The organism is Rickettsia rhipicephali str. 3-7-female6-CWPP (genome assembly GCF_000284075.1).
GTDB lineage: Bacteria > Pseudomonadota > Alphaproteobacteria > Rickettsiales > Rickettsiaceae > Rickettsia > Rickettsia rickettsii.
The window spans coordinates 290,572-305,654 of the sequence record NC_017042.1; the positions used below are offsets into that span (position 1 = coordinate 290,572).

Sequence of the window (15,083 nt, forward strand, 5' to 3'; positions counted from 1 at the left end):
TTAGGATATAAGTAGACAAGACATAATATATGGTAAGCATGTTATTTATATTTAGCAAATAATAAATAGTTGATTGATTTACTCAAAATATTTACTATAATATTGATTAACTATAATTGATTTATCAATATGCAAAACCCAACACAAAAAGTTATATCTTTTTCAGAGCATAAATCTGATATAGAACGCATAAAGAAATCAATAGAAGAGGGGTGGGCGATAGTAAAGCTAGTACCTAATAAAGACCGTTTTATCGGACTTTTAGAAAAGATTTCGCATGCTGAAGATGAAACAATCTATATTCCTCCAAGAAAAAAGATAATAGTTAATTAACACGAATAGCGAATTATTACATAATCTGCTATTCGGCTTAAGAAGTTGAATATAAAAGGTGACAATTGGCTTTCACTTTTTATATAAAGCTAAGTATATATTATTTTTTAGCAAAAACTTATAATTCTTTACAAAATATAATGGAATTACCTAAAAAAGGTAGTTTTGTTTTTACACCACTCTTAAAAAGACCTTATTGTCATTTCCGTGTAGCATTGGTGTTGTTGCATTGATTAATTCCACCCTGTCATCCTAGCTCATTTGTAGCGAGATCCAGTTTAGAATACTAAGGTGACCTTGTGGTTAATAAAGTGCATTACCGCAGTTGCTGCAATCTTGCCTATAGTTATGGCTCAGGGAATCACGAATGGCGTCATGTTCTCTTGTTACCGTCCTGCTCTAAACGACTGTAAGCACTTAGCAATATCCCGTTATTAGAATTTAAAGCTGGAGTAACGCTCCCCGCTATTTTATTCTCTATCTTTTTCCCTAAACCAGATAGATAGTGTGTTGTTATTTACAGCATTTACTGCAAGTTCCGTTACTTTCTCTATCGCTATCATCTTTGCCAGCTGTACCCCCGATGTTTTCGCTAGCTCTATGATGGTCTTAAAAAAGTTTCCAACTTCAATCTTGCAAGCATTTTGATAGTTCAATACTCATAGGTCTTATTGGTAAAGGTTTATTTTCTGCTATAGCTATGCTGAAGTTCTTTCATGATTGCTTTCCAGCATCTGTAATCTTCATCTTGTCTTTTCATTAAATCAAATTGGGCAAGGTTGGTATTTAGCTTTTCTTGAGCCTTTATCACTTCTCCATCTTTAGCGTGTAAAAATTCTATTAAATGCGGGACATCTTCTGGAAATAGTCTTGGATTACACATTTGTATATAATTTACTATCAATAACCAACCTAAATTACGTCTATCCTCTTTAGAATATTTAGGATAATTTATATATTTTTCATCATCCATAAAAACATAATCGAAATATTCTTCTAATATTTCTCCAGTATCATAACTTCTAAAAATTCACCTAAATTTTCTAAGGTTATATCTTCTACTGCTTTAAATTCTACAGAATCAAAGAAATATAAATTTATATATTCTTGAAGTGTTTTTCTGATATATGCATCTTCTTCATTTATTTTTTCATACCATAATTTATCTGTCATTGTTTATTTCAGTTTTTTATATTTGGATCAGAAATATTGTTTATTTCATTTTGTTATTCCAATAATTTATACCGCTTCGAGGTTTCATTAAAGTTTTTATTACCTTATTTGCATGTTTTTGTTGTGATTAGGTTATTTTTTAAAACAGCGAAACAGCGTCTCTCTCTATTTCTTTATATGTCCTTACATGCGCTACATTACCACCTGTATTATCAAATATTACAAACTGGTCATTTTTTATATCAACAGCAATAGGTCTTTCAGTATCATTACTTATTTTATAAGCATTTTTTAAAACCGCTTTAGGTTCTTTAGATGCTGGACTTTTTGACCACTTGGATTGATGGTGATAATAAATGATTAGTATTTTAAGTTATTATTTTTATCGTGGTCAAGCCACGGTATGACACGAATGCGTTTTTCTACACATTATTAGTATATCAGGTTCTACCACGCCTATCACAAAATAGGACTATAGTTTTATTTAGAAAATGGTGCCAATGTGGGGATTTGAACCCCAGACCTACGCATTACGAATGCGCCGCTCTACCAGCTGAGCTACATCGGCTGAAATATGATTATATTATGCTGAGATATGGATTCCTACGAGACATGTTTCGTCATTGCTAGCGACTGATAAGGAGCGTGGCAATCCAATAAAAAAATTTTAAAATGCTCAAGACTAGCATCCTTAATTGGACCCCGTGGTCAAGCCATGGGGTGACAATGAAACATCTTTATAAATGCGTTGAAAATCTTAAATGAAAATGCTGCGTATCGTCATATTTCTTCTTCTTAACCGGGAAACCCCAATCCATTCTGATCGGTGCAAAACGTGTTACCCAAATAAAGCCGAAACCAACGGAAGCTCTAAGAGATTTATCGTTATAAAAACCGTTTGGAGTTTGATATTGTTTCTTATTTAGGCCTACTCCCCAAACGCTTCCTAAATCCATAAAGACTGCACCGGTTAAATTAAATTCCTCAGGTACAGGTGTTGGAAAATTAAGCTCTGTTGAGAATGTGTAATATCGCTCACCGCCAAGTCCTTCGTTAGTGATCTTTTCACGAGGTCCTACACCACCGCTTGCAAAGCCTCTTAAACTATAATCACCTAAATTAAAGCGATCGGAAATTCTAATAATTTTTCCTCCAAGCCCTGCAATATTGCCTCCGGAAGCAGATAATTTTAAAGTAAGCTTGTTATGTATGAAAGATTTATAATATTTACCGTCAACTTCATGCTTTATATATTTGTTATCACCTCCAATGCCGGCAAATTCTTGTGTGCCGCTTAATAAATAACCGTTCTTTGGAACAATTTTATTATCGGTTTGATCATAAGTAATAGTATGTCCTATAGCAGAAGTAATGAATCTTCCCATTTGCTCCTTTAAGAATATTGAGTTTGATGGAGTTGGAGCACTTAAAATATCACGTTTGATTAAATAATCTATTTCGTGACCTAAATCCTCTTTAATTTCATAACCAAGAGAAGTTTTTACTCCTATAGAGTGTAACTTATAGCTTTGATCAGTTGTATTTAATACACTAGCACCGCGTCCGGTATAGTTTCTAAATGCGTTTACGCCAAGTGATAAATCACGATCTAAAAAGTGCGGTGCGGTAATACCACCGTAATAGCTTGTAGTGTTTTTACTTACTTGTACACCGGCATTAAGCAGTTTCCCGGTACCGACTAAATTACGCTCTAAGAAAGAGAAACGTCCGAATAAACCGCCGGCAGTATTATATCCTAAATCAAAACCTATAGAGGAAGTAGATTTTTCATCAACTTCAACGTTAACATCATATTTATCTTTAGCTTTAGTCGGAGCTAAGCTAATTGCTACTTTCTCAAAATAATCTAAATTTCTAAGATTACGCTCACCTTTTTCAATATATGAACGATTAATTATATCACCTTCTTCTATTTTAAATTCTCTTCTTATAACATGGTCTTCGGTTTTAAGGTTATTAATAATATTAATTTTATTAATATAAACCTTATCGGCTTTTTCAATAATAAATTTAATATCTGCAGTATGATTAGCATTTTTCATTATATCCGGATAAACATTTACCGCAGGGTAACCGTTCGCTGTAAAATATTCTCCGATTTTTTCAGCTATATCATCAACCTTTTTCATATTGAAAACCTTGCCTTGCTTAATATTAACAATTTTATTAAGCGGTGTTATATCTATATTAGTTAATTTATTGTCTATTGTAATATTACCGAAGCTATATTTTTCTCCCTCTTCAATGGAATAGGTAAGAGTGAAATATTCTTTAGTATTATTGAGTTCTGCTGATGCCGAAATTACTCTAAAATCTGCAAAACCTACAGATTGATAAAACTCTCTCAGTAATTCTTTATCATACTCCATTCTATCAGGATCGTAAGTATCGTTACTTTCTAAAAAACGAAACCAACGAGATTCTTTAGTTAAAACAATAGATTTAAGTTCTGCAGCACTATAATTTTCATTACCGCTAAAATAAATATATTTAATACCGGTTTTTGGTCCTTCTGCTATATCAAAAATAACCTTAACTCTGTTGTTTTCTAAATTTTCGATTTTAGGTGTTACTGTAGTAGCAAAACGTCCGCTACGTTTATAAATTTCTAATATTTTCTTTACATCTAATTCAATTTTAGCTTGTCTAAGAGACTCGCCCGACATTGTATAAATTTCTTTAGCGAGCATATTAGTTTTGATTTTAGAATTACCGTTAAATACTACACTACTTATAAAAGGCGTTTCAGTAACGTTAACTATTAAATGACCATCATTTGTTATATGCATATTTATATTTCTAAAAAGTGAGGTGGTATATAAACGTTTTATTGCCTCATCTTCTTTAGAATTATTATAGGTTTCTCCTACCTTAAGCTTTAAATAGCTCTCAATAGTAGAACGCTCAACCCTATGGTTACCTTCGATAGTTATTTTACGAATTACAGAGTCAGCTAATGAAATATGATAATAAAAAATCGTTAATAATAAAATTGTTAACTTACTAATTGATCTGATTGTCACCTAAAACCTTCTTTAAGATTTAATTTAAATTTCTGTGTTTAAACCCGATATCATCCCGTGGCTTGACCACGGTAAAAATAATAACTTAGATACCGTGTGCAAGTCGCGGCATGACAAAGAACTGGATTTCCGCTTTTAGCTAAGAATAATACAAAGTTCTCCTAACTAATGCATTCAAACATAATTAATGTACTCCACTATAGTAGATAATATAAGCGAGAGCAAGCAAATCTATAATTTAGGAAAACAAATTTTGTATATCGTTGGAAACAGAAATTATAATAAGAAAAATTATGATTATTGCTCCTAATTGTAACAAAATATTTTTAATCTTAGGATTCGGTAATTTACCTGTAATTGCTTCATATAATATAAATACTAAATGTCCGCCGTCAAGCACCGGTATAGGTAGTAAGTTAAGTAACCCTAAATTAACGGAAAGCATTGCTATAAATAACAGATACATTTGGGTTCCACCAGCTATAGATTTGCCTGACTCTTTAGCAATAGCTACCGGCCCTCCTATCTCATCGAATGAACGTTTTCCTACAATCATTTGCGATATTGCGTTTAGAGTTAAAGCAGACATATCTATAGTAGTATTAATAGCTTCCCAGAATCCTCCTAAAATTCCTATTTTAGTATGAATAGGTTCATTTTTAGCTATAATACCGATGCGAAGAGTTTTCTTAACTTGCTTTTCTTCGGGAGGTGATATAATTATTTCTTGAGGCATTATATTAACGATAAATTCCTCACTTTTTCTTTCTATAGTTAAAGTAGAAGAGCTAAAACCGTTAATTAATATCTCTCTCTGCACGTCCCCGAAATCTTTAACAGATTTATCGTTAACCTTAACAATTTTATCTCCTGCTCTTAAGTCTGCTCTCTCTGCCGGTGATGAAGCTACTACATCACCTATTATAGGAGGAATCTCTGTTTTTCCAAAGTAACAATAAAAACCTGCAAATATTATTACGGCAAGTAAATAATTAATTAACGGACCTGCTGCAACTATTAAAAAACGTTCTAAACAAGATTTAGCATCAAAAGCTACTTTTTCGTTAACGTCTTTAGTCTTATCCATAAGGCTGCGATCATAGCCGTAAATCTTGACATAACCGCCAAGCGGTATAAGGCAAATCTTCCACCTAACTCCTTTTTTATCGGTAATGCCTATTAGTGCTTTACCGAAACCTATTGAGAACTCCTCAACTTTTACATTAAAATATCTAGCAATACAATAATGCCCAAATTCATGGATAAATACCAAGATACTAATTGTTATAATAAATCCTATTATAGAGAACATAAAAATTTTATAAGTTTACTAATAAATTATTTTAAGGTATACCTTGCAAGGGTATAGATATCATTTCGTCATTGTGAGTGGACGTTGCTCCTTGGTTCCCGATGTCATTCCCGCAAAAGCGGGAATCCACAAAAAATGAAGTAACAAATGTATTAGTTTTAAAAACTAATAATATTTATGTTTTTTAATTACTGGATTCCCGCCTTCGCGGGAATGACATCACGCCATATCACACTCGCAATGACGAAAATTAAATTTTAAATTTCTTTTCTCTATGAGTTCAAATAAAATTAATAAAAAGTCGATTGCACGTATTGCAGCAGTGCAAGCTATTTATCAAAACATATTGCAAAATAACGACGATATGGATGATATCATGCAAAATGTACTTTCTTTTTATCAAAATAATAATTCTATAACAGATTTACCTGAGAATTTAAAAATATCATTAAGTATAAGTCATTTTAAAATGCTGGTAAAGTCAGTATTTGAAAATTTTAATAAACTAGACGAAATTATCGACAATCATTTAACAAATGATAAAGATCCTGCACATATGCCGATCTTACTCCGAGCTTTATTGCGTGTTAGTATATGTGAGCTATTATTTTGCCCTACTACGCCTGCTAAAGTAGTAATCAACGAATATACGGACATAGCAAATGATATGTTAAATGAGCATGAAATTGGTTTTGTTAATTCTGTATTAGATAAAATAGCAAAAGAGCATACTCGTTTAATTTGAAAATTTGGCTACAAGTACTGTGGTACTCAAGTATTATTAACGGCTTTCGTTCCTCGTCTTGTGGATTTCCTTGCTCTTTTCCAGATTAAACTTCGTCTACTTATTCTTCATTTATTTATAAGTATAAAAGATTTTATGACAAATAATTTAAGCGGTTATAGAAATAAATTCATTAGAGTTAAGACTTCTAAAAAACGCACCGTCTCTTCTAGTAATTGGCTTAGACGCCAATTAAACGATCCGTATGTTGCAAAAGCACGTATAGACGGTTTTAGGTCGAGAGCTGCATATAAACTACTTGAAATTCATGAAAAATTTAAACTTTTTACTCCTAACATGAAAATTGTTGATCTAGGGGCAGCTCCTGGGGGATGGAGTCAAGTAGCTTCCAAGCTTATTAAAGCTTCGGATAATAACCTAAATAATAAAATAATCTCTATCGATGTGTTAGAAATCGAGCCTGTTGCTGGAGTTGAATTTTTTCAAAAGGACTTTTTTGAAGCAGATACGGAAGAATTAATTATTCAGGCTTTAGATGGTAGAGCTGATATAGTAATGAGTGATATGGCATCAAATACCATAGGTCATAAAGCTACAGACCATATAAGAACCTTACTTTTATGTGAGCAAGCTTTTGAATTTGCTTTAAAAGTACTAAAACCCTCCGGTCATTTTATTGCTAAAATTTTTCGTGGCGGTGCAGAAAATGAATTATTAAATAAAGTAAAGCGTGAATTTAAAACAGTGAAACATTTTAAACCTTCATCCAGCCGCAGTGAATCTACGGAAATCTATTTAGTGGCTCTAAATAAGAAATAATGAATATGAAAGGCGAAAGGTGATTTCTGCCTATAAATTTATTATATATGTTATTTTTTTATTTATCATATTAGAGGATATAGATGATAATTACTTATATCTCCTGTTGTTTTGACTTCCTGAGCATATTCTTGACTGCAGATTTGAAAATTATTATACATCCAAACTAAATTAGCTCCGGTTTCAGTTTCAACTATTTGATTATATAAATTATTTTTTAAATTTAGAGTATTTTTAGCATATTTTTGTGTTGCTGCTTCCCAATCATCTACGGTTAAAGTAATATTCTGTTTTAAATCAGAAAAATTAACAAGTCCATGTTTACTGATTCCGGCTATGATTTCTTCAAAGCCTTCGACTATTCCATTAATTCCTAGATATTTTATAACTTTTTGTTTGGCAAAATTATATAAATATGATACCCATTCTTCTGATTGTGATAGTTCTGTTTTTTTACCAGGAAGTACCATTGTTGTTTTTCCCAAATGCTTATTAGTAATATTAATAAGATTATGTTTTGCATTATATATCTTAGAATGGGTAGCTAGCTCTTTTATTGGAGTTGTTACTTTTCCGGTAAATAAATTTTTTTCTATGCCTCTTTCAATTATCGGTTTTGAACCAGGGCTATCAAAAGTTGTAGATTTATTAAAATGTAGGTTGCGAGAATGTATTTCTACTAAGGTTAAATCTGCAATTATTGCTCCAAGTGAATGACCGCTAGTATTAAAACTATATTCTGTGGCTTTACTTAAGCCGCCTAATTTGTTAATTATTTCACTAACAAAATCCTGAAGTGGAGTTAGTTTAGTAGGTAAATAGTGCAGAGCGATAAGTAAGTCGTCTAATAAATCATATATATTGAATTTTGTGCCGGCACTAGCAATATGAACTTCTTTAGTTTCTTTATTTATAAATGCGACGGCTTTATAAGCATATTTAGCAGTGCTGATATTATCACATGAAGCAGTCAGTATTTCCCATCCGGTATCTGTTAATTGTTCATTGACCTTTGATGCTTTTAGCTTATAAATATTTAAATCATCTGTTTTATATGCGAGGTCTAACCCTATATAAGCAAGCTTTTTAGTGCTAATATGTTTAGAATTTTTGTACGTAGACATATCTACCTCTTTTTGATCAATTTTACCATAAAATATGGTTTTTTCTAAAAAATGTCAAGTCAAATATTAATACGTAATTAATCTATTATTAAATAAAGATTGACATTTGATTACTTTTGTTATATAGTACATTTGCATTAATATTTAACAACCATGAAATATGGTGATTCAAACAAGGAGATAGACTATGTTTACATTATTGGCACATAATTTATTCGGAAGTAATAAACCGATTACTTACTTATCTTTAATAGAAAAAGCAAAAGCAGAGTGTAGTTTTTATACAAAATTAGCATCAGGAAGCTTTTTTACAGGAATAAGTAGTTTTTTTTCATCTAGTAGTTGGTTAAGCAAAATACCTTTAATAATAGGGGCTGTTTTTGGTACTAGTTATGGGGCAAAAGGCATTATGGATAGTAATGAACAAATAAAGCTTTTTACTAAAGCTCATGAAGCAACTAAAGTTGAAGAGTATTTGGCTACTTCGGGGTTAGGAAGTTTTGTATACGGTACTGCTATAGATAAAAACGGTATAGATAAATTTACCGGTAAATATATTGAAGGAATGAACGGTAAGATAATATCTAATGTAATAACTCGTGTACCAACCTTAAGTTTAACGGAAGACGGCGTTGGTTACAAACATAATGGTGGCTATGAAATATTAGAATCAACAGATCGTGCGTTATATCAGGAAATACCTGGCGTGAAAGGACAATATACAAATAAATTAGTTCTAGATACTAGTATTCTTTCTTTACATGCTTGTATTATTCAGCAGCTAATACAAAATGGCTATTCAAGTGAAGATGTTGAAAAAGCTTTAAGTTTAGGAACTGTTGCAAAGAGAGAAAGTTACAAAAATGAGCAATTAGCAGAATACAAGCCAAATTTGATAAGTACGTTATGGCATGGTACAGAAAAAGCTATGCAAAATAAAGAAGTAGAACTTTCAAAAGAAACACAGAAATATGCTGAAATAAATGAAGCTTATGAAGTATTATTTAATGATCATACTTCCAGTACTAGTGAAGAACAAGAAGAGCAGTTTTATAGCCTTGATTATAATAATCTTAATGATGATCAAACTCAAATCTTAGGAGATGAGGGAGATGAAGGATATATATCTGATATTGCCTAGTAACTAAATACAAAACTTTCTAGAGAGTAAGGTTATAGATCTATAACCTTACTCTTTTTTATTTAATAACCTCTTTAGCTCTCCTTTCAAAAGCTATAATCATTTTTTCGGTTGCTTTGGTAAAATAAGTGCCGATTAATTTATCCAGTATTACGGATTTCATTTTAAAATCAATAAAGAATTTTAATTCAGTTCCTGCCGTGTATGGAATAAATTGCCAAGTACTTTTTAAATATTCAAAAGGTCCTGAAATAGCTACCGTATTAATCAAATATATTCCATCATCTGTTATTTCGCTTGTAACTCGTGAGTTATATTTTTCTGAAAAGCCTTTTAACTGAATTACTAATTCAGCAATAACCTCTTGATTATTTTCTGAAATAATTCTAGAAGCAGAACACCAAGGCAAGAATTTAGGATAAGATTTTACATCCCAGACCAAATCAAACAATTCTTGCGGTTTATAGGGTAAAATTTTAGTGTGTTGAAGGCAAGGCATTAGAAATCTGTGACTTTACCTTTATACTGCCAGTCCCCGTATCTTGTCGGTTCTAGACCTTTAACACCGCCAATTTCTTTTTCTTTTGGTAAATTTTCTTCTTCTGATATATTAATAGACATCTTTACAAACTTCGCTTCTAGAGGTAATTTAGACGTCGATCCGGTACTCGCATCCTCACGTATGTCCATATACGCTGTGGTGCTGCGTTCCGTGTCTCCTGTAAATTCCTCTCTATAAGCTGGTTTGGAAAGATGTCTATTATCTTTTTTATCGTTCATAGTACTAAATATATGAAATATAACCGTATTTATATTAATAGTCGTTTAGCTGAAAATAGCAAGATAGAATTAGCAAGTGATCATGTTCATTATGTTAAAACGGTGCTACGTCTTAAAGTAAATGATGGCTTGCGTCTCTTTAACGGTACGGATGGAGAATTTCTAGCACAAATTAACGATATAGGTAAAAATAACCTATCGGTTAGACTTAAAGCACAGTTAAAAAAGCCTTATACAGAATCTACGTTAACTCTTGCTGTTGCTATAATAAAGCAAGATAAATTAATGCTTGCAATAAATATGGCTACGCAACTCGGTATAACTAAAATTATTCCGTTAATTACTAGGCGGTGTCAATTTAGATCGGTAAATATCGAACGTTTAACGAAATGTGTTATTGAGGCAACAGAGCAATCAGAACGTCTTACTCCCCCGATAATTGAAAAAGCTATCACAATACAAGATTATCTAAAAAAGAATAATAATTTGATGTTATATGCTAATGAACATGAAAAAGAAGAAAATTCTATATTACGAATTTCATCATCACTTAGTAATAGTGATATAACTATTATTGTAGGACCGGAGGGAGGCTTTACTAATGATGAGCTGGAACTTCTTGCCTCATATAAGAATACAAAATCTATAAGTTTAGGAAGTAATATATTACGTGCTGAAACAGCAGCAATAACTGCTATAGTACAAGTGAGGTTGTTAGGTCGTAATTGCGAGGAAATTGCATAGCAATTGACGAAGCAATCTCAGGAGTTTGTTATGATTTCATGAGATTGCCACGCAGCCTACGGCTGCTCGTAATGACGAAAAGGTAGAGTTACTTCACCTTTTCTATTCCGGGTTTACAAAATAGCTTACCTAAACAAAGGAAAGAATATACACCACAAAAGCCTATAATTATATAAAGTATTGTAACAATAATTGGAAATGAGCCAAATAAAAGTGTGACAAAATTAAAATTAAATAAGCCGACTAAGCCCCAATTTATAGCACCTATAGAAGATAATAAATGTACAGTAGTAATAAGCGGATTATTAGAAGTATTTATTAACATATTTAAGCTCCTTTTAGTTAAACGTAGAAGACCTTGTTGCGTGGCTCATACCTCTGTCATCCCACAACTTGATAGCGGGGTCCAGTTAAAATACTAAAATTACTAGTATTATGGGTTACATTTTTGGATCCCGTGGCGAGGCCTCGGGATGACACTGTGTGCGTTTTCCGAGCCATGCAACAAAACTAACGTAAAATAATCATTTCTCATTTTGAGCTATATGTCTACTAAATTTTATAATTCTATAATTTATTAATCCTTCTTAAAAGTTTGATATATTACAGGTATAACAAAAATTGTAAATATAGTACCGATGCTTAATCCTCCAACTATTACAAAGCCTATAGAATTACGAGCAGCAGCACCGGCCCCGTCTGCAAAAACTAGAGGTAAAGCTCCGACTACGGCAGCAAGAGTAGTCATAAGAATTGGACGCAAGCGAAGTTTTGAGGATTCTATTATAGCTTCTTGAACCTTTACTCCTTTTTCTCTTAGCTGATTAGCAAATTCTACTATCATAATAGAATTCTTAGTAATTAATCCAATTAAAGTAATAAGTCCGATATTACTATACATATTAAGGCTATTACCGGCAAGCCAGAGAGCAAGTACACCGCCGGTTATTGAGAAAGGTACGGCGAGTAATATTAATAAAGGGTCAGTAAAGCTTTCAAATTGAGCTGCAAGCACTAAATAGATAAATATAAGAGCAAACACAAATGTTATAAGCATATTACTGTCTGCCTCTCTCATTTGTTTAATTTCTCCGATATATTCAATTATAGTATTACTAGGATCAAGTAACTTAGCGGCTATTTTATTGATTTCATTAATTGCATCATCAATTTTTCCGTCAGGAGCAAGATCGGAAGAAATAGTAACGGATTTTGAATTATTATAATGACTATATGATTTTACTGATATTTTTTCCGTAATATTGGCTATCGATTCAAGCGGTAACATATTATTATTTTTTGTTCTGATTAAAATTTTACTAAAATCGCTAATATCTTTTCGATCTTTTTGATTAAATTGTAATATAACGTCATATAAATCATTACTCATTCTAAAATCCCCGATTTGTTGACCTGCAAGTAAATATTGTACCGTTTTGCCTATATTTGCCAAATCCATTCCGTATAAATAAGCCTTATCACGGTTGACTTCTATACTTATAGTCGGCATTGCCGATTGTAAATTTCTATTGACGTTTAAGAAAATAGGATTTGTTTTCATTATATCAATAAATTGTTGTGATATTTTATCTAGATCATCATATTCAAGGTTCGTTTGAATAGTAAACTCGATAGGGCTACTTGCATTCCCGCTAACCATTGAACGTGGATCCATAGCGCAAATCGACATGCCCGGTATTTCAGAAAACTGCTTATTTAACATATTCTTAATAGTTTCTTGAGAACGAGAACGCTCACCCCAATTTTTTAGAGGAATGAATCCAAAAACATTATCGCTACCGCCTGCACCTATTACCATCAGATAACCTAATATATCTTTATAATTAGCAAGGATTTTTTCGGCTTCTTTCACTACTTTAGTAGAAGATTCTAAACTAGAACCTTCAGGACCTTTAAGAGAAACTTGTAAAAATCCATCATCTTCTTGGGGTACGAAAATTTTTTGAGTAAATTTAAAACTAATAATCAGCACTATAAATGATGATGCAATAATGATGACAAATTTCTTTTTATTGTCAAAAGTTAGCTCTAGATAGTAAATATATTTATTTTGAATAAATTGTAGAATGTCGTTAAACTTTACTAAGAATTGCGGTAAGTCCGTATTATGTTTTGTAACCATACGACTTGACATCATAGGAGTTAAAGTTAAAGCAACAAATCCTGAGAACAAAACACAAAATGCTAAAGTCCAAGCAAATTCAATAAATAATTTCCCGATAAAACCCTCTATAAAACCCACGGGTAAAAATACGGCAGCAAGCGTAATAGTCATAGCAATGATTGCAAAGCCGATTTCTTTAGAAGCAAGCATAGCCGCTTCCATGGGTTTATGCCCCATTTCATTATATCTAAAAATGTTTTCAAGCATAACTATCGCATCATCGACCACTAAACCTATAGCAAGTATCATAGCAAGGAGCGTAAATATATTAATAGAAAATCCAAAAGCATACATTGCGCTAAAAGTACCGATCAACGATACCGGAATCGTCACAAACGGAATTAAGCTAATTTTAGCAGAAGCAAGAAATAAATAAGTGACTAAAACTACTAATATTAAAGCTTCAAAAATTGTTTGAAATACTGCATAAATTGACGCTTTTACAGGCGTTGCTCCATCATATGCGATACCCATGTTTATTCCTTTGGGCATGGATTCTTTAATTCTTTCTAGTGCTTTCGTTACTTCATGTGATAAATCTATGACGTTAGCTTTTGATTCTTTTATAAGACCAAGGGCAATAGAGCTTTTGCCGTTATATCTAAAAATTATGTCCTCATCGGGAGAAGTTAAAGATATTGTTGCTATATCTCGTAATTTTATGATACCTCCGTTTTGTACTTTTAGAATAATATTACCGAATTCTTCCGGTGTAGATAAAGAACCTTCAAGAGTTACTATAAAATTATTACTTTTTGTTTTAATCGTACCTGCGGGATAATCTTTATTTTGCGCTTTTATTGCGGATTCAAGCTCCAATAAAGAAATTTTATGTTGATATAATTTTTTAGAATCGGGTTCTATTCTCATTATATATTCCCGACCGCCGTAAATTTGTGACTGTCCTACGCTTTCAAGTTTATCTAACGGTGTTTGTAGATTATCTTCGACGATCTTTGTTAATTCTAAATCGCTATATTGATCACTTTCAACGCTTATGAAGAGGCTTGGGAAACTATCGGCGTCAAGTTTTGCAACTGACGGGGCTTTCATATCTTGCGGGAACATATAAGTGATATCCGATATTTTGGCGCGGACATCGTTTAGTGCTACTTCAATATCGGTAGATAATAGAAACGATAAAGTAATACTACTTTCGCCGGTAGAACTTTGAGAAGTTATATAATCTAAATTTTCAACCGTCTTTAAAGCTTTTTCTATACGTGTCGTTATTTCTTGCTCCATATATAAGGCATCGGCACCTGCATAATGAGCTTTGACATTTATAATGGGAACTGAAATATCCGGAGTGCCTCTAATTTGTAGTTTGGTAAAAAAAATTGCTCCAAGAGCTACGATAACCAAATTCAAAACTGTAGCAAAGACAGGGCGTTTAATACAAATTTCAGACAATAACATTGTATTTAATATATTTTTCTTTAAAAATTTTATTCTAAATTAATGTGAATAGCGAATTATTACATCATCTGCTATTCGGTTAGAAATATTCTATATAAAAGGTGAAAGACGGTTTCCACTTTTTATGTAAATTAAGTATATATTGTTTTTTATTAAAAAACTTATAATTTTTTATAGAGTAGAAAATTAGTTTTTGTAATTTACTACTGACAATAAATTAGAGTTTTAATTATAAATTTTCACTTTAATTACTTGATTAAGATA

Annotated in this window: 12 protein-coding genes, 1 tRNA gene and 2 pseudogenes; 5 read left to right on the plus strand and 10 right to left on the minus strand. The window is 32.0% G+C overall.

Going from position 1 to position 15,083, the window contains the following annotated elements:
* Positions 1 to 129: 129 nt before the first annotated feature.
* A complete protein-coding gene (locus MCC_RS01555; protein ID WP_014408244.1) occupies positions 130 to 333 on the plus strand; it encodes a DUF2674 domain-containing protein in 204 nt (67 codons plus the stop codon).
* A gap of 373 nt (positions 334 to 706) precedes the next feature.
* On the opposite strand, the pseudogene MCC_RS07575 reads toward MCC_RS01555, so the two are convergent.
* The 5 genes and pseudogenes from MCC_RS07575 to rseP all read right to left on the minus strand — a co-directional run bounded on the left by MCC_RS07575 (position 707) and on the right by rseP (position 5,862).
* Positions 707 to 896: pseudogene (locus MCC_RS07575) on the minus strand (hypothetical protein).
* Positions 897 to 960: 64 nt separating this feature from the next.
* Positions 961 to 1,506: pseudogene (locus MCC_RS11040) on the minus strand (hypothetical protein).
* A gap of 492 nt (positions 1,507 to 1,998) precedes the next feature.
* Positions 1,999 to 2,074: transfer RNA gene (locus MCC_RS01570), tRNA-Thr, on the minus strand.
* Between the two features lie 169 nt (positions 2,075 to 2,243).
* Positions 2,244 to 4,550, minus strand: coding sequence for an outer membrane protein assembly factor BamA (bamA, locus tag MCC_RS01575; protein ID WP_014408246.1), 2,307 nt, complete (start codon positions 4,548 to 4,550; stop codon positions 2,244 to 2,246).
* 238 nt (positions 4,551 to 4,788) lie between these two features.
* Positions 4,789 to 5,862: an RIP metalloprotease RseP gene (gene rseP, locus MCC_RS01580; RefSeq protein ID WP_014408247.1), complete on the minus strand. Its 1,074-nt coding sequence runs from the start codon at positions 5,860 to 5,862 to the stop codon at positions 4,789 to 4,791.
* 274 nt (positions 5,863 to 6,136) lie between these two features.
* Between rseP and nusB the strand changes: the two genes are divergently transcribed.
* Positions 6,137 to 6,607: a transcription antitermination factor NusB gene (gene nusB, locus MCC_RS01585; protein WP_014408248.1), complete on the plus strand. Its 471-nt coding sequence runs from the start codon at positions 6,137 to 6,139 to the stop codon at positions 6,605 to 6,607.
* Between the two features lie 135 nt (positions 6,608 to 6,742).
* The gene (locus MCC_RS01590; protein ID WP_014408249.1) at positions 6,743 to 7,426 is read left to right on the plus strand and encodes an RlmE family RNA methyltransferase; all 684 of its coding nucleotides are present in this window, start codon (positions 6,743 to 6,745) and stop codon (positions 7,424 to 7,426) included.
* Between the two features lie 65 nt (positions 7,427 to 7,491).
* Here the strand turns inward: MCC_RS01590 and MCC_RS01595 are convergent, their stop codons facing one another.
* Entirely contained in the window at positions 7,492 to 8,550 is a 1,059-nt protein-coding gene (locus tag MCC_RS01595) for a hypothetical protein (RefSeq protein WP_014408250.1), read from the minus strand.
* A gap of 187 nt (positions 8,551 to 8,737) precedes the next feature.
* Between MCC_RS01595 and MCC_RS01600 the strand changes: the two genes are divergently transcribed.
* Positions 8,738 to 9,691 carry a hypothetical protein gene (locus tag MCC_RS01600; protein ID WP_014408251.1) on the plus strand — a complete coding sequence of 318 codons (954 nt, stop codon included), beginning with the start codon at positions 8,738 to 8,740 and terminating at the stop codon, positions 9,689 to 9,691.
* 58 nt (positions 9,692 to 9,749) lie between these two features.
* On the opposite strand, the gene MCC_RS01605 is transcribed toward MCC_RS01600, so the two are convergent.
* Both MCC_RS01605 and MCC_RS01610 read right to left on the minus strand, forming a co-directional pair.
* The gene (locus tag MCC_RS01605; protein ID WP_014408252.1) at positions 9,750 to 10,190 is read right to left on the minus strand and encodes a type II toxin-antitoxin system RatA family toxin; all 441 of its coding nucleotides are present in this window, start codon (positions 10,188 to 10,190) and stop codon (positions 9,750 to 9,752) included.
* Positions 10,190 to 10,471 (minus strand): DUF1674 domain-containing protein, encoded by a 282-nt coding sequence (locus tag MCC_RS01610; protein ID WP_014408253.1) that lies wholly within the window; start codon positions 10,469 to 10,471, stop codon positions 10,190 to 10,192. Before MCC_RS01610 ends, MCC_RS01605 begins: the two co-directional genes overlap by 1 nt.
* Positions 10,472 to 10,483: 12 nt before the next feature.
* Between MCC_RS01610 and MCC_RS01615 the strand changes: the two genes are divergently transcribed.
* Positions 10,484 to 11,215 carry a 16S rRNA (uracil(1498)-N(3))-methyltransferase gene (locus tag MCC_RS01615; protein ID WP_014408254.1) on the plus strand — a complete coding sequence of 244 codons (732 nt, stop codon included), beginning with the start codon at positions 10,484 to 10,486 and terminating at the stop codon, positions 11,213 to 11,215.
* Between the two features lie 88 nt (positions 11,216 to 11,303).
* Here the strand turns inward: MCC_RS01615 and MCC_RS01620 are convergent, their stop codons facing one another.
* Both MCC_RS01620 and MCC_RS01625 read right to left on the minus strand, forming a co-directional pair.
* The gene (locus tag MCC_RS01620; RefSeq protein WP_014408255.1) at positions 11,304 to 11,540 is read right to left on the minus strand and encodes a DUF378 domain-containing protein; all 237 of its coding nucleotides are present in this window, start codon (positions 11,538 to 11,540) and stop codon (positions 11,304 to 11,306) included.
* A 252-nt stretch (positions 11,541 to 11,792) separates the two neighbouring features.
* Positions 11,793 to 14,819, minus strand: coding sequence for an efflux RND transporter permease subunit (locus MCC_RS01625; protein ID WP_014408256.1), 3,027 nt, complete (start codon positions 14,817 to 14,819; stop codon positions 11,793 to 11,795).
* Between the last annotated feature and the right edge of the window lie 264 nt (positions 14,820 to 15,083).

What these genes read in the sequence shown, in the direction of transcription:
- MCC_RS01620 (WP_014408255.1), bottom strand. Translation starts at nt 11,540, where the DNA reads ATGTTAATAAATACTTCTAATAATCCGCTTATTACTACTGTACATTTA.
- MCC_RS01555 (WP_014408244.1), top strand. Translation starts at nt 130, where the DNA reads ATGCAAAACCCAACACAAAAAGTTATATCTTTTTCAGAGCATAAATCT.
- MCC_RS01610 (WP_014408253.1), bottom strand. Translation starts at nt 10,471, where the DNA reads ATGAACGATAAAAAAGATAATAGACATCTTTCCAAACCAGCTTATAGA.
- MCC_RS01605 (WP_014408252.1), bottom strand. Translation starts at nt 10,190, where the DNA reads ATGCCTTGCCTTCAACACACTAAAATTTTACCCTATAAACCGCAAGAA.
- MCC_RS01595 (WP_014408250.1), bottom strand. Translation starts at nt 8,550, where the DNA reads ATGTCTACGTACAAAAATTCTAAACATATTAGCACTAAAAAGCTTGCT.
- MCC_RS01615 (WP_014408254.1), top strand. Translation starts at nt 10,484, where the DNA reads ATGAAATATAACCGTATTTATATTAATAGTCGTTTAGCTGAAAATAGC.
- nusB (WP_014408248.1), top strand. Translation starts at nt 6,137, where the DNA reads ATGAGTTCAAATAAAATTAATAAAAAGTCGATTGCACGTATTGCAGCA.
- MCC_RS01600 (WP_014408251.1), top strand. Translation starts at nt 8,738, where the DNA reads ATGTTTACATTATTGGCACATAATTTATTCGGAAGTAATAAACCGATT.
- rseP (WP_014408247.1), bottom strand. Translation starts at nt 5,862, where the DNA reads ATGTTCTCTATAATAGGATTTATTATAACAATTAGTATCTTGGTATTT.
- MCC_RS01590 (WP_014408249.1), top strand. Translation starts at nt 6,743, where the DNA reads ATGACAAATAATTTAAGCGGTTATAGAAATAAATTCATTAGAGTTAAG.
- MCC_RS01625 (WP_014408256.1), bottom strand. Translation starts at nt 14,819, where the DNA reads ATGTTATTGTCTGAAATTTGTATTAAACGCCCTGTCTTTGCTACAGTT.